The sequence below is a fragment of the Actinomadura rugatobispora genome (genome assembly GCF_042656285.1).
Classification (GTDB): Bacteria; Actinomycetota; Actinomycetes; order Streptosporangiales; family Streptosporangiaceae; genus Spirillospora; species Spirillospora rugatobispora.
The window spans coordinates 101,631-121,825 of record NZ_JBHSON010000010.1 but is presented as its reverse complement, the minus strand read 5'-3'; the positions used below and the strand labels follow the sequence as shown (position 1 = coordinate 121,825).

The following is a 20,195-nucleotide window of genomic DNA, read 5'->3' as shown; positions in this document are numbered from 1 at the left end:
GCACGTCACAGCCTCGCCTGCTCGTCGGAGCGGCCGCGCAGCCACTCGCCGACCACGCTGAAGGACAGGATCGTCAGGAACAGCACGGTGGCGGGCACGAAGACGAGGTGCGGCCGGGTCTGCAGATGGTTGCGCCCGTCGGCGATCATGTTGCCCCAGCTCGGGGTGGGGGTGACGACGCCGAGCCCGAGGAAGCTCAGGGCGGCCTCGGCCAGCACGAGCACGGCCGCGATCACGCCGGCGTAGGCGAACACCGGCGGCGCGACGACCGGCAGGATCTCGCGCAGCAGGATCGTGCCGCGCCGCGCGCCGAGCCCGCGCGCGGCGAGCACGTACTCGGCGTCGGCGTGCCGCAGCGTCCCGCTGCGCGCCAGCCGGGCGAACGACGGGAACGCGGCGATCGACAGCCCGATGATGATCGTCGGGATGCCGGGGCCGAGCACCGCCGCCAGCGCGAGCAGCAGGATGAGGCCCGGGAACGCCAGCGTCGCGTCCACGACGAGCCCGACCGCGGTGTCGAACCTCCCGCGCACGAAGCCGGCGGTGATGCCGGCGAGCAGGCCGAGCACGACCGCGATCACCAGCGCCGCGGCGGCCGCCGCGAGCGAGACGCGCGCGCCGAAGATCAGCCGCGAGAGGATGCTGCGCCCCTGCGCGTCGGTGCCCGGCAGCTGCCCGGCGACCTCGAACGGCGGCGTCTGCACGCCGTGGCCGACGTCCACGCCGGGGTCGCTGATCGGCAGCAGGTCCGCGGTGAGCGCGGCCGCGATGACCAGTGCCAGCCAGGCGATCGCGCAGGCGACGGCCGGCGGCGGGCGCCGCCGGCGCTCACGCGCGGACGCGGGTGCGGGGGTCGAGGAGGCCATAGAGCAGGTCCACGAGGAAGTTGACGGCGAGGAAGGCGATCGCGATGAACGCGACCGTGCCCTGGACGGTGACGAGGTCCTTGTTGGTGATCGATTCCAGCAGCAGCGTGCCGAGGCCGGGCAGCACGAAGATGGTCTCGACGAGCACGGTGCCCGCCAGCAGGCGCGCGAGCGTCAGGGCGCTCAGCGTGAGGAGCGAGAACGACGAGGGGCGCAGAGCGTGCCTCCACATGATGGTCCGGCGGGGCAGTCCCTTGGAACGGGCGAGGGCGATGAAGTCCTGCTGGAGCGTCTGGATCAGGTCGGCGCGAAGCACGCGCAGCAGCACCACCGTGTCGGCCAGCGCGATCGACACCACCGGCAGCACCGCGCCGCGCACGTTCTCCAGCGGGGCCTCGGTGAACGGCGTCCAGCCGATGAGCGGGAAGACGTGCGTCCGGTAGGCGAGCAGGTAGATCAGCGTCATCGCGACCACGAACGAGGGCACCGACACTCCGGCCGAGCCGAGCGCGCCGACGAGGCGGTCGAGGCGCGAGCCCTGGTGCTGGGCGCACAGGACGGCCAGCGGCACGGCGATCGCGAGCGCCAGCAGCGTGGCCAGCAGCGCGAGCTCGAAGGTGACCGGGAAGCGCCGCAGGATCGTGTCGAGCACCGGCTGCCTGTTCAGGTAGGAGATGCCGAGGTCGCCCCGGAACAGGCCCGCGAGCCAGTCGCCGTAGCGGACGAGGAGCGGATCGTCGAAGCCGTACTGGCGGTTGATGGCGTCGACGACCGCCGGCGAGGTGTTGTCCCCGGCCATGACCGTCGCCGGCGACCCCGGCGTGAGCTGCAGCAGCAGCGTGGCCGCGAACGTGACCAGGAGGAACGTCGCGACCAGCCGGGCCAGGAGGCGGGCGACGGCCCTCATGCCGCGAGCGGGTGGTGGCAGGCGACGGCATGCCCGGGGGCGGCCTCGCGGACGGCGGGCTCCTCGGCCGCGCAGCGCTCGCTCGCGCGCGGGCAGCGCGTCCGGAACCGGCAGCCCGAGGGCGGGTCGAGCGGCGAGGGGACGCCGTCGGAACGCGGCGCGGGGGCGGGCCGCACGTCCGGGTCGGGGACCGGGATCGCGTCCAGCAGTGTCCGCGTGTAGGGGTGCAGCGGTCGCCGGTAGAGCGCGTCCGGCGTGGCGATCTCGCAGATCCTGCCCAGGTACATCACCGCGACGCGGTCGCTGACGTGCCTGACGACCGCGAGGTCGTGCGCGATGAACAGCATCGTCAGCGCGTGGCGCCCGCGCAGGTCGACCAGCAGGTTGAGGATCTGCGCCTGGACGGAGACGTCGAGCGCCGACACCGGCTCGTCGCAGATGAGCACCTCCGGTTCGAGGACCAGCGCGCGGGCGATGCTGATGCGCTGGCACTGGCCGCCGGAGAACTGCCCGCGGCGCCGGTGCGCCGCCGGGTCGTAGGACAGGCCGACCGCCTCCATCGCCGTCCGGACCTTCTCGGCCCGCTCCCGCGCGTCGCCCAGCCCCCAGATGCGCAGGCCCTCGCCGACGATGTCCTCGACGCGGCGGCGCGGGTTCAGGGAGGAGACCGGGTCCTGGAAGATCATCTGCAGCCGGGTGCGGGCGCGCCGCAGCTCGCCCCGGCGCAGCGTCGACAGGTCGCGGCCGTCGAGCCGCACGGTCCCGCCCGTCGCGCGGACGTGCTGGGCGATCGCCCTGGCCGTGGTCGACTTGCCGCAGCCCGACTCGCCGACGAGCCCGAGCGTCTCGCCGGGGGCCAGCGCGAAGCTGACGCCGGACACGGCGTGCACCGTGCGGCCGCCCGGGGCGGGGTACTCGACGGCCAGGCGGTCGACTTCGAGTTTCGGCGTCATCTACGGCTCCGTCCCGATCGGGTGCCAGCAGGCGAAGCGGTGCCCGGGCGTCCCGGCCTCGCGCAGCGGCGGCTCCTCGGCGAGGCAGCGCGGCCCGGCGTGCGCGCAGCGCGGGGCGAAGCGGCAGCCGGGGCCGGGGTCGAGCAGGCTCGGCGGGCTGCCCGGGATCGTGCGCAGCGGGCCGCGGTCCTCGGCGTCCAGGCGGGGGATCGCCCCCAGCAGCGCCTCGGTGTAGGGCATCCGGGGGCGGCGGAACAGCGCCCGCGTCGGGCCGTACTCGACGATCTTGCCGGCGTACATCACCGCGATGCGGTCGGTGCGCGTCGCCACCACGCCGAGGTCGTGCGACACCAGGACGGTCGCCATCCCCCGCTCGCGCCGCAGCTCGGCCAGCAGGTCGAGGATCTGCGCCTGCACCGTGACGTCCAGCGCGGTGGTCGGCTCGTCGGCCAGCAGCAGCTCGGGCCCGCAGGCCAGCGCGATCGCGATGATCACCCGCTGCCGCATGCCGCCCGACAGCTGGTGCGGGTAGCGCCGCAGCATCGCCTCGGGGTCGGCGATGTGCACCGAGCGCAGCAGGTCGGCGGCGGCGGCGCGGGCGGCGGCCCTGGAGAGCGAGCGGTGCAGCCGCAGGCCCTCGGTGAGCTGGGCGCCGATCCGCATCACCGGGTTCAGCGAGGTCAGCGGGGACTGGAACACCATCGCGATCCGGGTGCCCAGCACCGACCGCATCGCCTCGTCGTCGAGGGCGAGCAGGTCCTCTCCCGCGAACAGGACCGATCCACTCCGCTGCGCGTCGTTCCCGGGCACCAGCCCCGTGACCGCGCGCGCGAACGCCGTCTTGCCGCAGCCGGACTCGCCGACCAGGCCGAGCGTCTCGCCGCGTTCGACGGTGAGGCTGACGCCGTCCACCGCGTGCACCATGCCGCGCCCGGTGCGGTAGCGGAGCCGCAGGTCGCGCACCTCCATCAGCGGCGGGCTCATGGCGCGGCCGGTTCGATCGTGACGAACCACTTGGTGACGTCCGCGCCCGCGCGGTGCGCGTCGAGCAGGTCGACGGCGTCGTTGATCGCCTCCAGCGGGAAGCGGTGGGTGACGAGCGGGGCCGGGTCGAGCCGGCGGGCCTCCAGGTGGCCGAGGATCTCCAGCATGTCGCGCCGGCCGTGCCCGCGCTCGCCGAGCAGCCGGTACTGCGACACCGGCATCGCCCGGACGTAGTCGAACGCCAGCTGCTCGGTGCCGTCGCCGCCGTAGAGCACGGCCCGCGAGCCGGTCCGCAGACCGAACAGCGCCTGCGCGGTGATCGCGTGCCCGGAGGGCAGGAAGTCGAGCAGCGCGTCGGCTCCCTTCCCGGCGGTGCGCTCCCGGATCGCCCGCGTCAGGCCGTCGTCGCGCTCCCAGCCGGGTTCGAGCACGAGCGGCTCGACGATCTCGGGCGCCAGCTCCCGCAGGGCCTTCAGCCGTTCCGCCGAGCGGCCGACCGCCAGCACCCGCCCGACGCCCAGCAGCGGCGCCTGGCGGACGACGGCCGCGCCGTTGCCGCCGGTCGCGCCGGTGAGCACGATCGTCGCGTCCCTCGGCGGGCGCGCGGCGGTCAGCGCGTGGTAGGAGACTCCGAGCAGGCCGAGCCCGGCGGCGACCGGGAACGGCACGTGGTCGGGCACCCGGTTGATCGCGGTGGCCGGGACGCGCCAGTACTCGGCGAAGCACCCCGACGAGTAGTGGGCGTACCGTTCTCGCGCCGCCGCGCTCGCGCCCTCGCCCGGATCCGAGCCGATCACCACGACGCCCTCGCGGCAGGAGACGCCGTTGTCGGAGAGGCACGCGTCGCAGCGTCCGCAGGGAAGCGTCGGGTCGACGTGCACGCGGTCGCCGACGGCCGTCCCGAACGCGTGCCGGCCGCGGGCGGCGACCGTGCCCGCCGCGTGGATCCCGATGATCGCCGGCAGCCGGTGGTACCACGGCAGCTCCCGCCAGCGCAGCAGCGTCGAGCTGTTGATCGACGCGCCCTCCACCCGGACGAGGACGTCGCCGTCGCCGAGCTCGGGCACCGGGACCCGCTCCAGGCGGAAGTGCGACTCGCCCTCGTGGGAGACGGCGGCGAGCATGGTCCCGGGCGTCACCTGAACCTCAGCTGGGCCAGGTCGACCTGCGAGGGGTCGTGCAGCTTGACGTTCGTGAGGTCCTTCGCGACGAGCGTCGGAGCACCCGGGCGGTACAGCATGATGAACCAGTTCAGCTGGACCAGCCGTTCGGCGGCCTGGACCATGTGCGCCTTCTGGCGGGCCGGGTCGGTCTCGGGCCGCGCCTTGGCCAGGATCGCGTCGAGCTGGGGATCGGACCACTTCAGGTAGTTCTGCGGCCCGCCGGTGCCGAACGAGGCGACCATCGCCTCGGGGTCGTTGGCGCCGGACTGGTTGAGCGCGACCTGAGCCTGGTTGGCGAGCAGCCGCTGGGTCGCGACCTGACCGGTCACCGTCTCGATGTTCACCTGGACGTTCTTCAGCCGCCGCCACTGCTGCTGCAGCGTGGTGAAGGTCGGTATGGCGGTGGGCGCCGCGGGCACCGTCACCGTCACGGGGCCGCCCTTCTCGGCGACATAGGAGTCGATCAGCCGCTGCGCCTCGGCGAGGTCGTTCGTGGGCTGCCTGAGCTGGGCGGCGCGCCCGGCGTCGTAGAAGAGGGACGATCTGGTCAGCCAGCCGTCGGACGGGCTGACGGTCTCGGCGAAGTTCTTCTTGGTGAGGTCGTCGAGGTCGGTCGCCAGCGTCAGCGCCCGGCGGACGCGCGGGTCGTCCAGCGGCGGCCGGGACGCGTTGAAGATCACCATCGCGGCGCCGTTCATCGGCTGCAGGTGGTACCGGAACCCGGCCTGCTTGTAGCGCGTGATGTCCGGCGTGAACGCCATCACGCTCGCGACGTGGGCGGCGCCGGACATGACCGCGTTGACCGAGGTCGTGATGTCGGGCGCCTGCCTGACCGTGAGCTTGTCCAGGTAGGGGCGCGGCGCGTCCCAGTAGCGCGGGTTGCGCTCCAGCGTGAGATGGCTGCCCGGCACCAGCTCCTTGAGCACGAACGGGCCCGCCCCCACCGTGGTCTGCGGGCTCGTGCCGTAGCTCTTCCCGTGCTTCTTCAGCGCCGCCGGCGAGGCGATGTTCGTGCACGTCCCGCTGCGCACCTGGCCGCTGCCGAACAGCTGCTGCGGGAGGCTGCCGCGCGGCTCGGGCAGCGTGATCCGCAGTTCGAGCGGCCCCTTGACGTCGATCGCCTTGAAGTCCTCGATCGTCGTGGAGCACCCCGACCCCAGCTGGGGGTTGTCCTTGATGCGGTCCCAGTTGAACTTCACCGCCCCGGCGTCCAGCGGCGTCCCGTCGCTGAACGTGACGCCCGGCCGGAGCTTGATCGTCCAGACGGTCGCGGCCTCGTCGGGCGTGATGGACTCCGCCAGCCGCGGGATCACCGTGCCGGCGGCGTAGTCGACGCGGAAGAGGTTGTCGTAGACCGCGTAGCCCAGCGGACCTTCGACGGCGCCGACCGAGGCGATCGACGCGGGGTCGAAGGTCGGCGGCTGCAGGGTCGTCAGGAGCGTCGCGTGACCACCGGAGCGGCCGGCGCCGCCGGACTGCGCGCCCGAGCCGCAACCGCCGAGGGCGATCGCGGCCGCCGCCGCGACGATGATCCAGCGTCTCATGCGTTCATCCCGTTCTTTAACGGCCGCTGTAGCTAACTTTTACGACCATTATAGTAGGGAATATGCGGCGGGCCGTCCACTAAACTCCTCGCGTGACGACCGACACCCCGCCCGGCCCGCCGCTGCGCGGTCGCGTCGAGAAGCGCGAGGCCATCCTGCGCGCCGCGCAGCGGGTCTTCGGCGCGAAGGGGTACGCCGCGACCACGATGGACGACATCGCCGAGGCCGCCGAGGTCGCGACGCCGACGATCTACAACCACATGGGCAACAAGGAGCAGCTCTTCCGCTACGCGATCGGGGCCGCCAACGAGCGCCTGAACGCCAGGACGCTGGAGGCGCTGGCCGCCTTCCCCGCCGATCCCGAGGACCTGCGCGAGGCCCTGCTCGAACTGGCGGCCAACCTGACCCGCTGCATGCTCGACCCGGACGCCTGGGCGATCCGGCGGCTGATCTACGCCGAGATCGGCCGCTTCCCCGACCTGTTCGCCGACACGGTGAACAGGCCGGGACGGGACGCCTCCCTCGACGCGCTCGCCGGCCGGATGGCGCAGCTGGCGCACGCCGGCCGCCTGCGGATGGACGACCCGGCCCGCGCCGGCAGCCACTTCATCGCCCTCATCTGGGCCGACCTCGACGCCGAGAGCGCGCTGGGCACGCGGCCCGTCCCGCCCGACGCCGTCCGCCGCACCGAGCGGACGGGCGTCGACGCGTTCCTGCGCGCCTACGCGCCGTAGGGCGTCACCCGACCGCGTGCCGGCTCGGCACGGGCGGCAGGCCGAACAGGTCGCGCAACGTCGTCCCCTCGTACTCGCGGCGGAACAGGCCCCGCCGCTGCAGGATCGGGACGACGTGGTCGACGAAGACCTCCAGCCCTTCCGGAAGCTCCTGCGGCTGCAGGGTGAAGCCGTCAGCCCCGTGGGCGCGGAACCATTCCTCCATGTCGTCGGCCAGCATCTCGGGGGTGCCGATGAACTCGCGATGGGTGCCGGCCGCCAGCCGCCGCAGCAGCCGGCCGGTCGTCATGTCGTGCTGGCGCGCCATCTCCACCAGCCGCGCGTACCGGCTCCGCACCTCCGGCGGCAGCGTCGCCGTCAGGTCCGGGAACGGCTCGTCCAGCGGCATCTCGGGCAGCTCGATGCCGTCGACCTGCCAGGTCAGGATGGTGCGGCCGATCTCGGGCTCGATGAGCTCGGCGAGCTCGGCGGCCCGCCGCCGGGCCTCGGCCTCGGTGCTCGCGAGCACCGGCTTGATGCCCGGCAGGATGAAGATCTCCTCCGGTGCGCGCCCGAAGCCGGCGGCGCGGCGCTTGATGTCGGCGTAGTAGGCCCGCGCCGACTCGAGCGAGAGCTGGTTGGTGAAGATCACCTCGCCGAACCGGGCGCCGAAGCTCCGCCCCGCCTCCGAGGCGCCCGCCTGGACGAGCAGCGGGCGGCCCTGCGCGGAGCGCGGGACGTTCAGCGGCCCCGCGACGTCGAAGACGCGCCCGCGGTGGTCGATCGCGTGGACCTTGCCGGTGTCGACGAACACCCCGCCGGCGGGATCGGCGACGACGGCGTCGGCCTCCCAGCTGTCCCAGAGCTTGGTGACCACGTCGACGAACTCCTCGGCGTCGCGGTAGCGGCCGTCGTGGTCGCGCAGCTCCCGGTCGCCGAAGTTGCGCGCCGCCCCGGTCAGCGCCGTCGTGACGATGTTCCAGCCGGCGCGCCCGCCGCTGATACGGTCCAACGACGCGAACTGCCGGGCCAGGTTGTACGGCTCGAAGTAGGTCGTCGAGGCCGTCGCGATCAGGCCGATGCGGCTGGTCGCCACCGCGTACGCCGCCAGCAGCGTGATGGGCTCCAGGAACGGCACCCGGTACCTGGCGTTGTGCAGGAGCATCGGCGCGTCGGCGATGAAGATCGAGTCGAGCAGGCCCCGCTCCGCGAGCCGCACGAGCTCGATGTCGTAGGTGATGTCGTCGTACCGGGAGAGGTCGTGGCCGTTGCGGCGCCAGGCGGCGATGTGATGGCCCGCCTGGTCGAGATGGAGGTTGACGTGGAGCCGTCGATCGCCTTGCCGAGTCACAGTTCCCTGCCCCTGTCGAGTGCGTGCGCCGGGCGGTCCGCTAGCCGACGGTGATGCTGCCCTGCCCGACCTGCTCGACGAGCGCGTAGCGGTCGGCGACACGGTCGACCCGGCTCACCTTGCCGTCGCGGAACGTGAAGATCATGAGCTCCTCGATCTCGAACTCCCGGTCGCTCGGCTGGAGCCCCATCACCTCGCCGATCACCTGACCGCGCACCGTCAGCTGCACGGCGACCTTGTCGCCCTCGGCGATCATCGTCTCGACCGTCACCGGACGGCCCTTCAGCCTCGTCGCCAGGTACCGGTTGTGCTCCCGGAGCCCCGCCAGGCCCTGCCGCCCGTTCGGCATCGTGTTCGCCGGCAGCTCGACGTCCTCGTGGAAGAACTCGGCCAGCCGGTCGTCGGCGTCCCCGCCGGAGGACCCGTCGCGCGAGCCGCCCGCGTAGTACGCGCGCAGGATCTCCTTGTTGGTCCTGGCGATGTCCTCAACGGTCATGGGGCGTTCCTTTCGGCGCGTGAGGGGCCTCGGCGTCGGGGGAGGGGGCCGCGTCCAGGCAGGCCACACCCGCCCGCCCGCCGAACTGAAGCTACAGATATGGAATCTTGAAGTCATCGTTATAGATTTCCTTAGGATCTATCTCACACCCGGCCGGATCCCGCAAGCCGGACCGCGCCGTGGTCGTGGCGGGCGCCGAGGGCGCCCGGCCGTTTCACCGCGGGGCGGTGCCCACCGCGACGAGTCCGGCCACGGGCTCGACGTGCCGCCGGCTGATCAGCCATCGGCCGTCCTCCTGGGCGAAGGTGTCCTGGACGAGGCCGACCACCGTCCAGTCCGCCGGACGGTGCTCGCCGAGCGGTGTGCGCGTGGCCGCCCAGTGGTACACGGTCGCGTAGGCCTCGACGTGCGGGACGCCGGAGATCCAGTCGATGGTCGTCTGGCCGACGACGTGCGCCACCCGCGGTTCCCGCCGCGGGCCGCCCGCCGACATGAACGCGGCGAACGCGTCCCGGCCGTGGAAGCGCTGCGTCGGACCGGGCATCACGTCGTACTCGATGAGGGCGTCGCGAGTGAAGCAGGCGGTGCCGATGTCGGTGAACCGCCCGAGGTCGGCCATCCGGAAGAAGCGGTAGAAGGTCCTGTAGATCTCCCGCTCCGCCATGAGGATCGCCAGCGGGTCGGCCGGACCGGGTTCCCGGCCGTCGATGTCACGTTCCGTGCGCGTTTCCTGGGTCATCTGGCCGAACCTCGCTATGATGAAAAACGGGGACGCTCCCCGCATCGGTAATATGGGGTCTGTCCCCGCTTAGTGTCAAGGGAGGCGAAAGTGACGGGCGCCGCACCGGCATCCGCTCCGGGCGCACCTCCGGAGTTCGGGCCGCGCAAGCCGAAGCGCGCCGACGCCCGGCGCAACTACGAGGCCGTCGTCGCCGCCGCCCAGCGGGCGTTCCTGCGCGACGGCGCCGGGACCTCGATCGACGAGATCGCCCGTGCCGCGGGCGTCGGCTCGGCGACGCTGTACCGGCACTTCCCCAACCGCGACGACCTGCTCGTCGCCGCCCTCGCCGAGAACATGGCCGCCACCCACCGGCGCGGCACCGAGCTGGTCTCCGCCCCGCGTCCCGCGGAGGCGCTGCGCGCGTGGCTGCTGGCGATGATCGATCAGGTCAGCACGTACGGCGACCTGCCCGGACGCGTCCTCGACGCGGCGGGGAGCCGGAACTCGGCGCTCGGCGTCACCTGCGCGAGCATGCAGGAGATCACGCGGACGCTGCTCGACCGGGCCCGCGAGGCCGGCGCCGTCCGCGCCGACGTCACGCCCGAGGAGCTGTTCGACCTGGTCAGCGGCATCGCCTGGACGGTCAGCCGCAACCGCCCCGAGGACGGCGGCCGCCGGCTCCTCGACCTGACCCTCGGCGGCCTTGCGGGGTGACGCGGAACGGCACCGACCGGCTCACGGTCGGTGCCGTCCGATCTGGCCGGTTACCGGCCCGTCTTGACCTGGCGGAACGGGATGTCCCGGTCGGCGGCCTGCTCGCGCGGCATGCCGAGCAGGCGTTCGCTGATGATGTTGCGGGCCATCTCGGTGCTGCCGCCGCCGAGCCCGGAGGCCTGGCGGTAGATGAAGTCCTCGCCGACGTCGGTCGGGTCCTGGTCGCGGCCCGGTTCGCCGGTCACGCCCACGGCTCCGGCGATCCGCAGCGCCGCGTCGGTCTGCATCCACACGGTCTCGGCGTGGAAGAGGCGGAGGAGCGACCCGGCGTGGCCCGGCATCGCACCGGTTTTGATCGCCTGGGAGACGCGGGCGATCATCTGCTCCTCGACCAGGCGCATCGCCTTGGCCTCGCCGATGTCCTCGCGGACCCGGAGGTCGTCGAGCTGGCCGGTGCGCTCGGCGAGGTCGAGCAGGTCGTGCACCTCGCCGCCGCTGCGCGGCCGGGCTCCGCTGGTGTACGGCGAGCCGCCGCCGACCGCGGTGCGCTCGTGGAACAGCTGGCGGCTGGCGACCGTCCAGCCGTCGTTGACCTCGCCGACCACCGCGTCCGCCGGGAGCACGACGTTCTCGAAGAACTCCTGGCAGAACTCGTCGGAGCCGTTGGTCTGCTTGATGCGCTGGATGGTGACGCCTTCGGCGTGCACCGGCATCAGGAACATCGTGAGTCCGCGGTGCTTGGGCACGTCCCAGTCGGTGCGGGCCAGGCAGAGCGCGTAGTCGGCGGCGAAGGCGAACGTGCTCCAGATCTTCGAGCCGTTGAGGATCCACGTGTCGCCGTCGCGCTCCGCGCGGGTGGTGAGGCCGGCCAGGTCGGAGCCGCCGTTCGGCTCGGACAGGAACTGGCACAGCACCTCCTCGCCCTTGATGACCGCCGGGATGTGCGCGCGCTTCTGCTCCTCGGTGCCCATGTCGAGGATCGTCGCCGCGCAGATGGAGAACGTCGGCACGTTCAGCGCCAGCGGCATCTCGTAGCCGAGGGACTCCTCGGTGAACGCGCGCTGGTGGGCGGGGGTGAGGCCGAGCCCGCCGTACTCCTTCGGGAAGCAGATGCCGGCGAACCCGCCCGCGTAGAGGATCTTCTGCAGCTCCCTGGCCCGCGGCCACGACGCGTCGTCGCCCTGCCACCTGTACCCGTCGGGCGCCGGAGGCATGTTCTCCTTGAGCCAGGTGCGCGCCCTCGCCCGGAAGCTCTCGACGGATTCGAGGTCGTCGGTGGTCATGCGGCCCTCCGGTCGAGCAGGTCGGTGATGCGGCGCCGGTGCTCCTCCGGCGTCCCGTACAGCGCGCGGTCGAGCGTGGCGCGGCGCAGGTAGAGGTGGATGTCGTGCTCCCAGGTGACGCCGATGCCGCCGTGCATCTGGACGCAGTCCTGGATGATCACGGGTGCCTTCGCGCCGACGAACGACTTGGCGGCGCTCACCGCCTCGGCCGCCTCCGCGGGGTCGTCGTCGAGCGCCCGCGCCGCGGCCGACACGGTCGCGTGGCAGGCTTCGAGCCAGGTCTTGTTGTCGGCCATGCGGTGCTTGAGCGCCTGGTAGGACGCCAGGGGGCGGCCGAAGGTGTAGCGGTCGAACATCCACTGCACGGTGAACTCGAAGGTGCGGTCGGCCGCGCCGGCCATCTCGGCCGCCGCGAGCGCGGCCGCGATCTGCAGCTGCGCCTCGACCGCGGCGGCGGCCTCGGCGCCGCGCTGCACCACCGCGTCCGGCGGGACGGCGACATCGGCGAAGCCCACCCGGGCCGTGCGGCGGACGACGTCGAGCGTCCAGGTCGGCGTGACGGTGACGCCGGGGGAGTCCGCGGGCACCAGCAGCTGCACCGGCCCGCCGGGCGAGCCCGCCGTGACCAGGAACACCCCCGCCTGGTCACCGGACTCCACCCGGTCGACCTCGCCGGACAGGCGGTACCCCTCCCCGTCGGGCTCGGCCCGGGCGGAGAGCGACGCGTGGTCAAGGGAGAGGCCGCGGCCCGGCCGGTAGAACGCCCAGCTCGCGACGGTCTCGCCGCTCATGATCGCCTCGATGGCGGCGGCGAACCGGTCGCCCGCGCGCGCCAGGCCGGCCAGCACGGCGCTGGTCGTGGTCAGCGGGCCGGGGGCGCACGCGCGGCCCATCTCCTCGGCGACGATGGTCAACTCCGTCACCGGCGACCCGGAGACCGAGCCGCCGCCGAGCTCCTCCGGCACCAGCAGCGCCGTCCACCCGAGCTCGGCGCCCCGCCGCCACCAGTCGCGGTCGAACCCGCCGCCGGAGTCCGCGAGCTCGCGCACGGCGGCGACAGGCGCCGTGCGCTCCAGGAAGTCCTTGGTCGTGGAGTGGAACAGCCGTTGGTCTGGGGTGAAGTCGAGGATCATCTGCCGCCGCCCATGAGGAGAACCATGTTTTCATGATATCAGAACGTAATTCTCGTCGACGGGCCGGGCGACCTGTCTCCGGGGCGCCGTACGGTGAGCGGTCCACCGGCTCACCGGAGATCATCACCTGCGCGCCGCGGCCGAGAAGGTGCGCAGTTCGCGGGCGACGTCGGGTCCGCTCGGCGTGTAGATCACTTCTCGCACGCCGCGTTCCCCCAGCTGCTCCAGGCCGTCCCGGATCTCGTCCGCCTCTCCGATCAGCGTCGGAAATCCGTGGTCATAGCCGACCAGAGGAAGATCACGCTCCGTCACATGGGTGACGTGCCCCTCGTAGGCCAGCAGGTGGCGTTCGCCTTCCGGAGCGAGTCGTTCGAGCGCCTCCCGCCACTCCTGCCCACCGGGCATCGCGTCGACCGCCGCGGCCCCGCCGATGGCGTAGGCCTCGTGAAAGGCGACCACCTGCCATGGGCCGACCGCTTCGCCCACCCGTTGGGCGCCGCGGTCCTCACCCGGTTCGAGCACCGTGCCCGCCCGCATGGTCGCCATCGGAAGCGCGGGGTGTACGGACTGGCCGACGATGCCGTCGGCGATGCGTGCGGCCAGTTCAATGGCGCGCGGACCGAACGCGCTCAACCAGATCTCCGCGTCGATGGGACGAGGCGCCGCCAGGCCCTCCGCGTGCAGCATCCGGGCAGGCTGATCCTCGATCGTCACGGTCTCGCCCGCCAGCAGCCCGCGCACGGCCGCTACGTACTCCTCCAGGGCGCGCAGTGTCAGCGGCCGCCGGCCCATGGTGCGGCGCGCGGTGGCGCCCGTGCCGAAGCAGGCCCGGAACCGGCCGCCGGACAGCCGGGCGATGGCCGCGATCGCCGACGCCATGGCCATCTCCGACCGCTCGCTCGGAATCAGGACCGCGGTGCCGAGCCCGATCCGCGACGTGCGTTCCGCGGCCAGGGCGAGATGGACGAACGGGTCCTCCCACAGCGGAGCCGAGTCGAAGATCCAGACCCGTGCATAGCCCAGCTTCTCGGCCAGAACCGCCAGATCGCCGAACGCGGGACCGGGCGGCAGCCCGCACGACAGCTCAACCGTCACTGACATCGCCTTCCGCACGCTCGGCCTCGGATCCGCATGCTAGACACCCCGCCTCTTTCATTGCAAGGATTGCAAAACTGTTGCTTTTGGAACGCCGCCGGGAGCCGCGGTCAACTCCCGAGCCGCGCACGCGCCGGGCCCGGGGCGTGATCGTTCAGCCATCCGGGCAGGTCAGCTCGTGCGCGCCGGCGCAGTTGTTCACGTCATGTTGCGCGGCAGACCCTTCGAGGACGGTTTCGGGCCATCCGTCGGCCTTTGTCTGATCATGCTTGTTTTTACCGTGACATGGAGGACTTGCATGCGCCCGAAAACCCTCTCGGCCGTGGCGGTGGCCGCGGCCGTACTGGCCGTGAACGTGCCCGCGGCGACGGCGGCCCCGTCCCCGCGGGAGTCCTTCTTCGGCGGCGGGCTGCCTTTGAGCGCGGCGCCGGTGACCACCACCGTGGCGTCCGGGGTGACGCTGACCTCGCTGTCGCTCGGGGCCAAGGACGCCGGCGACTTCTGGACCGTCCAGGTGTACCTGCCGGGCACGGTCGACGGGCAGCTCAATACGGCCAACACCGCGTTGGGGGCGAAGGAGATCGCCGATCGCGTGGTCGGCGCGTTGCGGGCGAAGGGGTTCGAGCCGCGGCTGGAGGAGGTCTCCTCGCCCGCGTTCGCCGACCGTCCGGCCGGCCCCGTCGGCTGGACCGTCCGGGTCGGGCGGTACGCCACCGGCGCCGAGGCGACGAGCGCGCTGTCCACGATCAGGGCGGCCGGGTTCGCGGGCGGTACGCGCTACACCGCGCAGGACGGCACCGATGCCGGGGCGCCCCAGAAGGTGCATGTGCTCCGCGTGGACTTCCGCGAGTTCGGCGGCACGGTCGGCACCGATTTCGGCCCGACGCTGAACGGCACGGAGAAGCTGACCGACCTCGCCGCCGCGGCGGGCGCGGTGGCCGGAGTGAACGCGCAGTGGTTCTACAACAGCGCGCCCGGCGGCATGTACGTCAAGGACGGCAGGCTGATCGGCTCGGCCACGCAGGGCCGGGGCGGAATCAAGATCACCAAGGGTGGGCGCGCGGTGGACGTGGACGCCTACACCGCGCACGTGCGGCTGCGGGCCGGCCGGGAGACCGTCGAGATCGACGGCGTCAACCGGCTGCCGGGTGAGATCTGGAACTGCGGCGGTGTGGGCGGGGACCAGCCGACCGAGAAGCCGCAGCACGACCTCAAGTGCACCGACGCCAGCGAACTGGTGCTCTTCACCCCCGAATGGGGCACGCCGCCCGCCGGCGCGGGCGCCGAGGCCGTGCTGGACGCCCACGACCGGGTGACGGCGGTGAACACCTCACGCGGTGCGCGCGTCCCGGCCGGCGGTTCCACCGTGCAGGCCATCGGTGAGAGCGCCGCCTGGCTGCTCGGGCATGTGAAGGCGGGCGATCGGCTGCGCGTGAGTGAGCGGGTCGAGGACAGCAAGGGGCGCCGCGTGCCGCTGACGCCGGACACCACGATCCTGCAGGTCGGCCCGACCCTGGTCAGGGACGGGAAGGTGAACGTGAACGCGGTGGCCGACGGGCTGATCCGGGAGGGCACCGACCAGACGTTCACCTACAACTGGGCCCTGCGCAGCAACCCGCGCTCGATGATCGGCATGGACGGCCGGGGCCGGCTCATGCTGGTGGTGGTCGACGGCAGGCAGGACGGCTACAGCGAAGGGCTCGGGATCGCCCAGACCGGTGAGCTCATGAAGCTGCTCGGCGCCCGGGAGGCGCTGAATCTCGACGGCGGCGGCTCCAGCGTCATGGTGACCTCGGGCACCGGCATCGTGAACCGGCCCTCCGACGCCACCGGTCAGCGCTCGCTCGGCAACGTCCTGCTCGTCCGCCCGTAACCGGCCCGGGCACGGGCGGACGAGACACCGCGCATCTCCTCGTTTCGTCCGCCCGTCTCGCCGGGGACCGGCCTTCGCCTAGTGCGCGTCCTCGCCGTATCGGGTGTATTGCTCCGAGCTCCACCAATGGCTGTAGGTCGGCGCCTGCGGCCAGCCTTCCGGGACGTCCTGCCACTCCTCCTGCCGGCCGTAGGGGAGCAGGTCGATGAGCGGGAACGTGTGGCTCAGCTGCTCGGTGCCGCGGCCGCTGGTGTGCCAGGTGCGGTAGACGGTGTCGCCGTCGCGGAGAAAGACGTTGACCGCGAATCCGCCCCCCGGCGGCGCGTCCATGTCGCCGCCGAAGGAGCTGCCGGCGGTCGAGTACCAGTCCATCGCGTTCCCGACCCGCCGCTTGTACGCCAGGGCCTCCTCGATCGGTCCCTGGGTGACGATGACGAAGCGGGCGTCGTAGTCGTCGAGGAACTCCAGCTTCCAGAACTGGGAGGTGAACCCGGTGCACCCCGGGCACTGCCACTCCTGACCGGGGTTCCACATGTGGTGGTAGACGATCAGCTGGGACTTTCCGTCGAAGACGTCGACGAGCCGGACGGGGCCGCCGGGCCCCTCCAGGGTGTAGTCCGGCAGTTGCACCATGGGCAGCCTCCGCCGCTGGGCGGCGATGGCATCGAGCTCCCTCGTGGCGGCCTTCTCACGGGCGCGCAACTCGTCGAGCCGGCCGCGCCAGCTCTGCTCGTCGACGACCGGCGGCAGTGGTTTGGAGGTCACGTCGGCATCTCTCCCCACCTGCGTATCGTTTGCGTGCCGGTAGGCACCTTCCGACGAGGTAGACCCGGCGAGCCCGCGGAACTCATCGGCGCCCTGCCCGCCGTGGTCAGGCTGTGATCAGGGCGGACAGGTGGGCGAGCATGCGGTCGGTGGCGGGGGACAGGCCGGTGAAGAGGCGGAAGGCGTGCGCCGCCTGGAAGACGACCATGCCGCCGCCGTCCAGGGTGCGGCAGCCGATGTCGCGGGCCCGGCCGAGGAGTTCGGTGCGCAGCGGGCGGTAGACGACGTCGGCGACCCAGAGGTCCGGGCGGAGCAGTTCGCCGGGGACCGGGGATCCCGGGTGCGCCGCCATTCCGACCGGTGTCGCGTTCACCAGGCCGTCCGCGTGCCGGAGCGAGGACTCCAGGTCGGCGGGCGCCGCGGCGTGGGCGCGTCCGGGGCCGAAGCGTTCGGTGAGTTCGGCGGCGAGTGATTCGGCGCGGTCGGCGCGGGCGTCGACCAGGGTGACCCGGTCGGCGCCGAGCGTCAGCAGGGAGTGCGCCACCGCGGAGCCTGCGCCGCCGGCGCCGAGCTGGACGACCCGGTGCGCGGCGGCGTCGGGCAGGCCCCGGGCGAAGGACTCGGCGAAGCCGGTCCAGTCGGTGTTGTGGCCGATGGCGCGGTCGCCCTCGAAGGTCACGGTGTTGACGGCGCCGAGCCGGGCGGCGTCCGGGGACAGCTCGTCGAGGTGCTCGATCACGGTCTGCTTGCAGGGATGGGTGATGTTGAGCCCCGTGTAGCCGAGCCGGCGGGCGGTGCGGACCAGGTCGCCCGCGGCACCGGCGTCCACGCCGAGCTCGGCGATGTCGATGATCTTGTAGAGGTAGCGCAGCCCGTGGTGGTCGGCCTCGCGCTCGTGCAGGGCGGGGCTGAGCGAGGTGGCGATGCCGGAGCCGATCAGGCCGATCAGGTGCCCGCTCATGCCGGCCGCTCCCCGTCCAGCAGCGCGGCCAGGTGGAGCAGGGCCAGCTCGTAGCCGTGCGCGCCGGCGCCGCAGATCACGGCGTCGCTGATGGCGGCCGTGTGGGAGGTGTGCCGGAACGCCTCGCGGCGGTGGAGGTTGGTCAGGTGCACCTCGACGATCGGGACCCCGGCGGTGGCCAGCGCGTCGCGCAGCGCGATGGACGTGTGCGCGTACGCGGCCGGGTTGATCACGATGCCGGCGGCGCCCTCCTGGACGGCGTCCACCAGCGCCCCTTCGTGGTTGCTCTGGCGGAAGTCCACGCCCAGGCCGTGTCCGGCCGCGACGGTGCGGCATCTGGCCTCGATCTCCGCCAGGGTGACGGTGCCGTACAGCTCGGGTTCGCGCTGTCCGAGCAGGTTGAGGTTGGGGCCGTTCAGGACGAGAACGGTCGGTTGCATTGGGGTCCCCGATATCTGTGGCGTGGTGTTCAGGCGATGCGTGCGATCCGCCCGCGGAAGGGCTCGGACGGCGGCGGGAAGCGTTCGAGCACCTCGGGGTCGTGCCCGGCCACGACCAGTCCGGGGCCGCCGGCCAGCTCCTTGATCCGGTCGAAGGCGCCGTACATGCCCGTCATGCTGTGCAGGATCGCGAAGGGGCGGTCGTCCTCGAGGTTCTCGTAGAAGTGGCTCGCGTCGGAGGCCAGGACGACGTGGCCGCGGCCGGTGCGGACGCGCACCACCTGCATGCCGGCGGTGTGGCCGCCGACCAGGTGGACGCTCAGGCCGGGCACCACGTCGGCGTCCCCGTCCACCAGCCGCACCCGGTCCCGCTCCCCGCGCAGGTGGGCGAGGTCGTCGTCGTTGACCAGCCAGCGCTCCCGTTCGACGCGCCGCGCCCACGGCCCGGTCCAGTAGTCGAGTTCCGCGCGCTGGAGGACGTAGCGGGCGTTCTCGAACGCGGCGGCCGTCCCGGTGTGGTCGTAGTGCAGGTGGGTCAGGACGACGTGGCCGACGGATCCGGCGGCCACCCCCAGGTCGGCCAGGAGCGTCACCGGCGAGGCGTGGTAGTCGATCCCGGCGAGCCGGCCGGCCTGGTCCGGGGCGATCCCGGCGTCGATGACGACGGTGTGCCGGTCGGAGACGGCCAGCCAGATGTAGTAGGCGGTCGGGTGCGGCTCGTCCCAGCGCTCGTCGTAGCCGTGGAAGTGCTGGCCGCGCTTCCCGTCGCGGTGCGCGTAACGCAGCGCGTACACCTGGAAGGCGTCCCCGGTCATGCCCGCTCCGCGAGCGAGGGGGCGGCCGGGGCGGCGGGCGCGGGGCGGACGCCGAGCTGGTCGGTGGGGACCTTGTAGGTCTCGCGGCCGGTCGCGACGGCGGCGATGTTGATCAGGCACAGCACGGCGGTGATGATCGAGACGCCGAGCCAGGCGCCGGGGCCGTCCCCGGCGATGGCGCCGGCGATGCTCGGGGCGAACCCGGCGATGGCGAAGCCGATCTGGGTGCCGATGGCGGTGCCCGACAGCCGGACCCGGGCGCTGAACATCTCCCCGTAGAAGGCGGGCCAGACGGCTCCGGTGGCGCTGTGCACGACGCCGAACATCAGGATGCCGACCAGGAAGATCAGCGGGTAGTTCCCGGCGGAGATGGCCCACAGGTAGGCGAACATCAGGACCGCGCAGCCCAGCGAGCCGCCGATGAACACGGGCTTGCGCCCGATCCTGTCGGCGAGCCTGCCGAACAGCGGGAGCGCGACCAGCGCCGCGGCGTTGGCGAGGACGCCGACCCACAGCATGGGCGTCTTCTCCAGGTCCATGGTGTTGACCGCGTAGGAGAGGGCGTAGACGGTGAAGATCGTGCTGACCGAGGCGATGACGGCGGCGACCATCACGCGCAGCACGTCGGCCCAGTGGTCGCGCAGCAGGACGGCCAGCGGCAGCCCGGCGACGGCGCCCTGGGCGGCCTCCTGCTCGAACACGGGGGTCTCGGCGAGCTTCTGGCGGATGCCGTACGCGACCACCATGACGATCGCGCTGAGCCAGAACGGGACCCGCCAGCCCCAGCTCAGCAGCTGGTCCTCGGGCAGGGCGGCGACCGGCAGGAAGATCGCGGTGGCCAGGATCTGGCCGGCCTGGGTGCCGTTGAGGGTGAAGCTGGTGTAGTACGCGCGGCGGTGCGAGGGGGCGTGCTCGAGGGTCATGGAGTTGGCGCCGGCCTGCTCGCCGCCCGCCGAGAAGCCCTGGGCCAGCCGCAGCAGAACCAGCAGCACCGGTGCGAGCAGGCCGACCTGGCCGTAGGTTGGGAGGCAGCCGACGAGGAAGGTCGCCGCGCCCATCAGCATGACGGTGGAGACCAGCACCTTCTTGCGGCCGAACCGGTCCCCGACGTGCCCCAGGACGAACGCGCCGACCGGGCGGGCGAGGTAGCCGACGCCGAAGGTGGCCAGCGCCAGCAGGGTGCCGGCGGCCGGGTCGGAGTCGGGGAAGAAGATCTTGCCGAACACCAGCGCCGCGGCGGTGCCGTAGATGAAGAAGTCGTAGTACTCCAGCGCGCTGCCGATCCAGGCGGCCAGCGCGGCCTTGCGGGGCTGGCCTCCCTCGGGGGTTCCCGCCGTGCCGGCGGTCGGGTGGTCGCGCACGTGATGCTCCTCGGGGTGAGAGCCCGTTAGTACGAACTAGATAGTTAATTAATCGGG

20 protein-coding genes are annotated in these 20,195 nt (G+C 72.5%); 3 read left to right on the top strand and 17 right to left on the bottom strand.

The window, feature by feature from the left end:
• Positions 1-5: 5 nt before the first annotated feature.
• The 6 genes from ACFPZN_RS09505 to ACFPZN_RS09480 are packed head-to-tail and all read right to left on the bottom strand — an operon-like array spanning position 6 to position 6,417.
• Entirely contained in the window at positions 6-866 is an 861-nt protein-coding gene (locus tag ACFPZN_RS09505) for an ABC transporter permease (RefSeq protein ID WP_378281463.1), read from the bottom strand.
• Positions 829-1,773: an ABC transporter permease gene (locus ACFPZN_RS09500; RefSeq protein WP_378281462.1), complete on the bottom strand. Its 945-nt coding sequence runs from the start codon at positions 1,771-1,773 to the stop codon at positions 829-831. The genes ACFPZN_RS09505 and ACFPZN_RS09500 overlap by 38 nt, the downstream gene beginning before the upstream one ends.
• A complete protein-coding gene (locus ACFPZN_RS09495; protein ID WP_378281461.1) occupies positions 1,770-2,726 on the bottom strand; it encodes an ABC transporter ATP-binding protein in 957 nt (318 codons plus the stop codon). The genes ACFPZN_RS09500 and ACFPZN_RS09495 overlap by 4 nt, the downstream gene beginning before the upstream one ends.
• Complete coding sequence (locus ACFPZN_RS09490) at positions 2,727-3,710, bottom strand: ABC transporter ATP-binding protein (RefSeq protein ID WP_378281460.1); 984 nt, start codon at positions 3,708-3,710, stop codon at positions 2,727-2,729.
• Positions 3,707-4,849: a zinc-dependent alcohol dehydrogenase gene (locus tag ACFPZN_RS09485; RefSeq protein ID WP_378281459.1), complete on the bottom strand. Its 1,143-nt coding sequence runs from the start codon at positions 4,847-4,849 to the stop codon at positions 3,707-3,709. Before ACFPZN_RS09485 ends, ACFPZN_RS09490 begins: the two co-directional genes overlap by 4 nt.
• On the bottom strand, positions 4,846-6,417 hold the full coding sequence (locus tag ACFPZN_RS09480) for an ABC transporter substrate-binding protein (RefSeq protein ID WP_378281458.1): 1,572 nt from the start codon (positions 6,415-6,417) through the stop codon (positions 4,846-4,848). The genes ACFPZN_RS09485 and ACFPZN_RS09480 overlap by 4 nt, the downstream gene beginning before the upstream one ends.
• A 92-nt stretch (positions 6,418-6,509) precedes the next feature.
• Here ACFPZN_RS09480 and ACFPZN_RS09475 point away from each other — a divergent pair, with 92 nt between their 5' ends.
• Positions 6,510-7,151 (top strand): TetR/AcrR family transcriptional regulator, encoded by a 642-nt coding sequence (locus ACFPZN_RS09475; protein WP_378281457.1) that lies wholly within the window; start codon positions 6,510-6,512, stop codon positions 7,149-7,151.
• A 4-nt stretch (positions 7,152-7,155) separates the two neighbouring features.
• Here the strand turns inward: ACFPZN_RS09475 and ACFPZN_RS09470 are convergent, their stop codons facing one another.
• The 3 genes from ACFPZN_RS09470 to ACFPZN_RS09460 all read right to left on the bottom strand — a co-directional run bounded on the left by ACFPZN_RS09470 (position 7,156) and on the right by ACFPZN_RS09460 (position 9,716).
• Complete coding sequence (locus ACFPZN_RS09470) at positions 7,156-8,481, bottom strand: LLM class flavin-dependent oxidoreductase (RefSeq protein ID WP_378281456.1); 1,326 nt, start codon at positions 8,479-8,481, stop codon at positions 7,156-7,158.
• 40 nt (positions 8,482-8,521) lie between these two features.
• The gene (locus tag ACFPZN_RS09465; RefSeq protein WP_378281455.1) at positions 8,522-8,977 is read right to left on the bottom strand and encodes an ester cyclase; all 456 of its coding nucleotides are present in this window, start codon (positions 8,975-8,977) and stop codon (positions 8,522-8,524) included.
• A gap of 214 nt (positions 8,978-9,191) precedes the next feature.
• Positions 9,192-9,716, bottom strand: coding sequence for a nuclear transport factor 2 family protein (locus ACFPZN_RS09460; RefSeq protein WP_378281454.1), 525 nt, complete (start codon positions 9,714-9,716; stop codon positions 9,192-9,194).
• Between the two features lie 90 nt (positions 9,717-9,806).
• Here ACFPZN_RS09460 and ACFPZN_RS09455 point away from each other — a divergent pair, with 90 nt between their 5' ends.
• On the top strand, positions 9,807-10,412 hold the full coding sequence (locus ACFPZN_RS09455) for a TetR/AcrR family transcriptional regulator (RefSeq protein ID WP_378281453.1): 606 nt from the start codon (positions 9,807-9,809) through the stop codon (positions 10,410-10,412).
• A 50-nt stretch (positions 10,413-10,462) separates the two neighbouring features.
• Here ACFPZN_RS09455 and ACFPZN_RS09450 read toward each other — a convergent pair whose 3' ends face one another.
• From ACFPZN_RS09450 to ACFPZN_RS09440, 3 genes are all read right to left on the bottom strand, one after another.
• Positions 10,463-11,695: an acyl-CoA dehydrogenase family protein gene (locus tag ACFPZN_RS09450; RefSeq protein ID WP_378281452.1), complete on the bottom strand. Its 1,233-nt coding sequence runs from the start codon at positions 11,693-11,695 to the stop codon at positions 10,463-10,465.
• Positions 11,692-12,828 (bottom strand): acyl-CoA dehydrogenase family protein, encoded by a 1,137-nt coding sequence (locus tag ACFPZN_RS09445; protein WP_378281451.1) that lies wholly within the window; start codon positions 12,826-12,828, stop codon positions 11,692-11,694. The genes ACFPZN_RS09450 and ACFPZN_RS09445 overlap by 4 nt, the downstream gene beginning before the upstream one ends.
• A 123-nt stretch (positions 12,829-12,951) precedes the next feature.
• Positions 12,952-13,923: an LLM class flavin-dependent oxidoreductase gene (locus ACFPZN_RS09440; RefSeq protein WP_378281450.1), complete on the bottom strand. Its 972-nt coding sequence runs from the start codon at positions 13,921-13,923 to the stop codon at positions 12,952-12,954.
• 298 nt (positions 13,924-14,221) lie between these two features.
• Between ACFPZN_RS09440 and ACFPZN_RS09435 the strand changes: the two genes are divergently transcribed.
• Positions 14,222-15,796 carry a phosphodiester glycosidase family protein gene (locus ACFPZN_RS09435; RefSeq protein WP_378281449.1) on the top strand — a complete coding sequence of 525 codons (1,575 nt, stop codon included), beginning with the start codon at positions 14,222-14,224 and terminating at the stop codon, positions 15,794-15,796.
• Between the two features lie 78 nt (positions 15,797-15,874).
• Here ACFPZN_RS09435 and ACFPZN_RS09430 read toward each other — a convergent pair whose 3' ends face one another.
• From ACFPZN_RS09430 to ACFPZN_RS09410, 5 genes are all read right to left on the bottom strand, one after another.
• The gene (locus ACFPZN_RS09430; protein WP_378281448.1) at positions 15,875-16,561 is read right to left on the bottom strand and encodes a DUF899 domain-containing protein; all 687 of its coding nucleotides are present in this window, start codon (positions 16,559-16,561) and stop codon (positions 15,875-15,877) included.
• Between the two features lie 106 nt (positions 16,562-16,667).
• A complete protein-coding gene (locus ACFPZN_RS09425) occupies positions 16,668-17,522 on the bottom strand; it encodes a shikimate dehydrogenase (RefSeq protein ID WP_378281447.1) in 855 nt (284 codons plus the stop codon).
• A complete protein-coding gene (gene aroQ / locus ACFPZN_RS09420; protein WP_378281446.1) occupies positions 17,519-17,962 on the bottom strand; it encodes a type II 3-dehydroquinate dehydratase in 444 nt (147 codons plus the stop codon). The genes ACFPZN_RS09425 and aroQ overlap by 4 nt, the downstream gene beginning before the upstream one ends.
• Before the next feature lie 29 nt (positions 17,963-17,991).
• A complete protein-coding gene (locus ACFPZN_RS09415; RefSeq protein ID WP_378281445.1) occupies positions 17,992-18,777 on the bottom strand; it encodes an N-acyl homoserine lactonase family protein in 786 nt (261 codons plus the stop codon).
• Positions 18,774-20,138 carry an MFS transporter gene (locus tag ACFPZN_RS09410; protein WP_378281444.1) on the bottom strand — a complete coding sequence of 455 codons (1,365 nt, stop codon included), beginning with the start codon at positions 20,136-20,138 and terminating at the stop codon, positions 18,774-18,776. The genes ACFPZN_RS09415 and ACFPZN_RS09410 overlap by 4 nt, the downstream gene beginning before the upstream one ends.
• Positions 20,139-20,195: the final 57 nt, after the last annotated feature.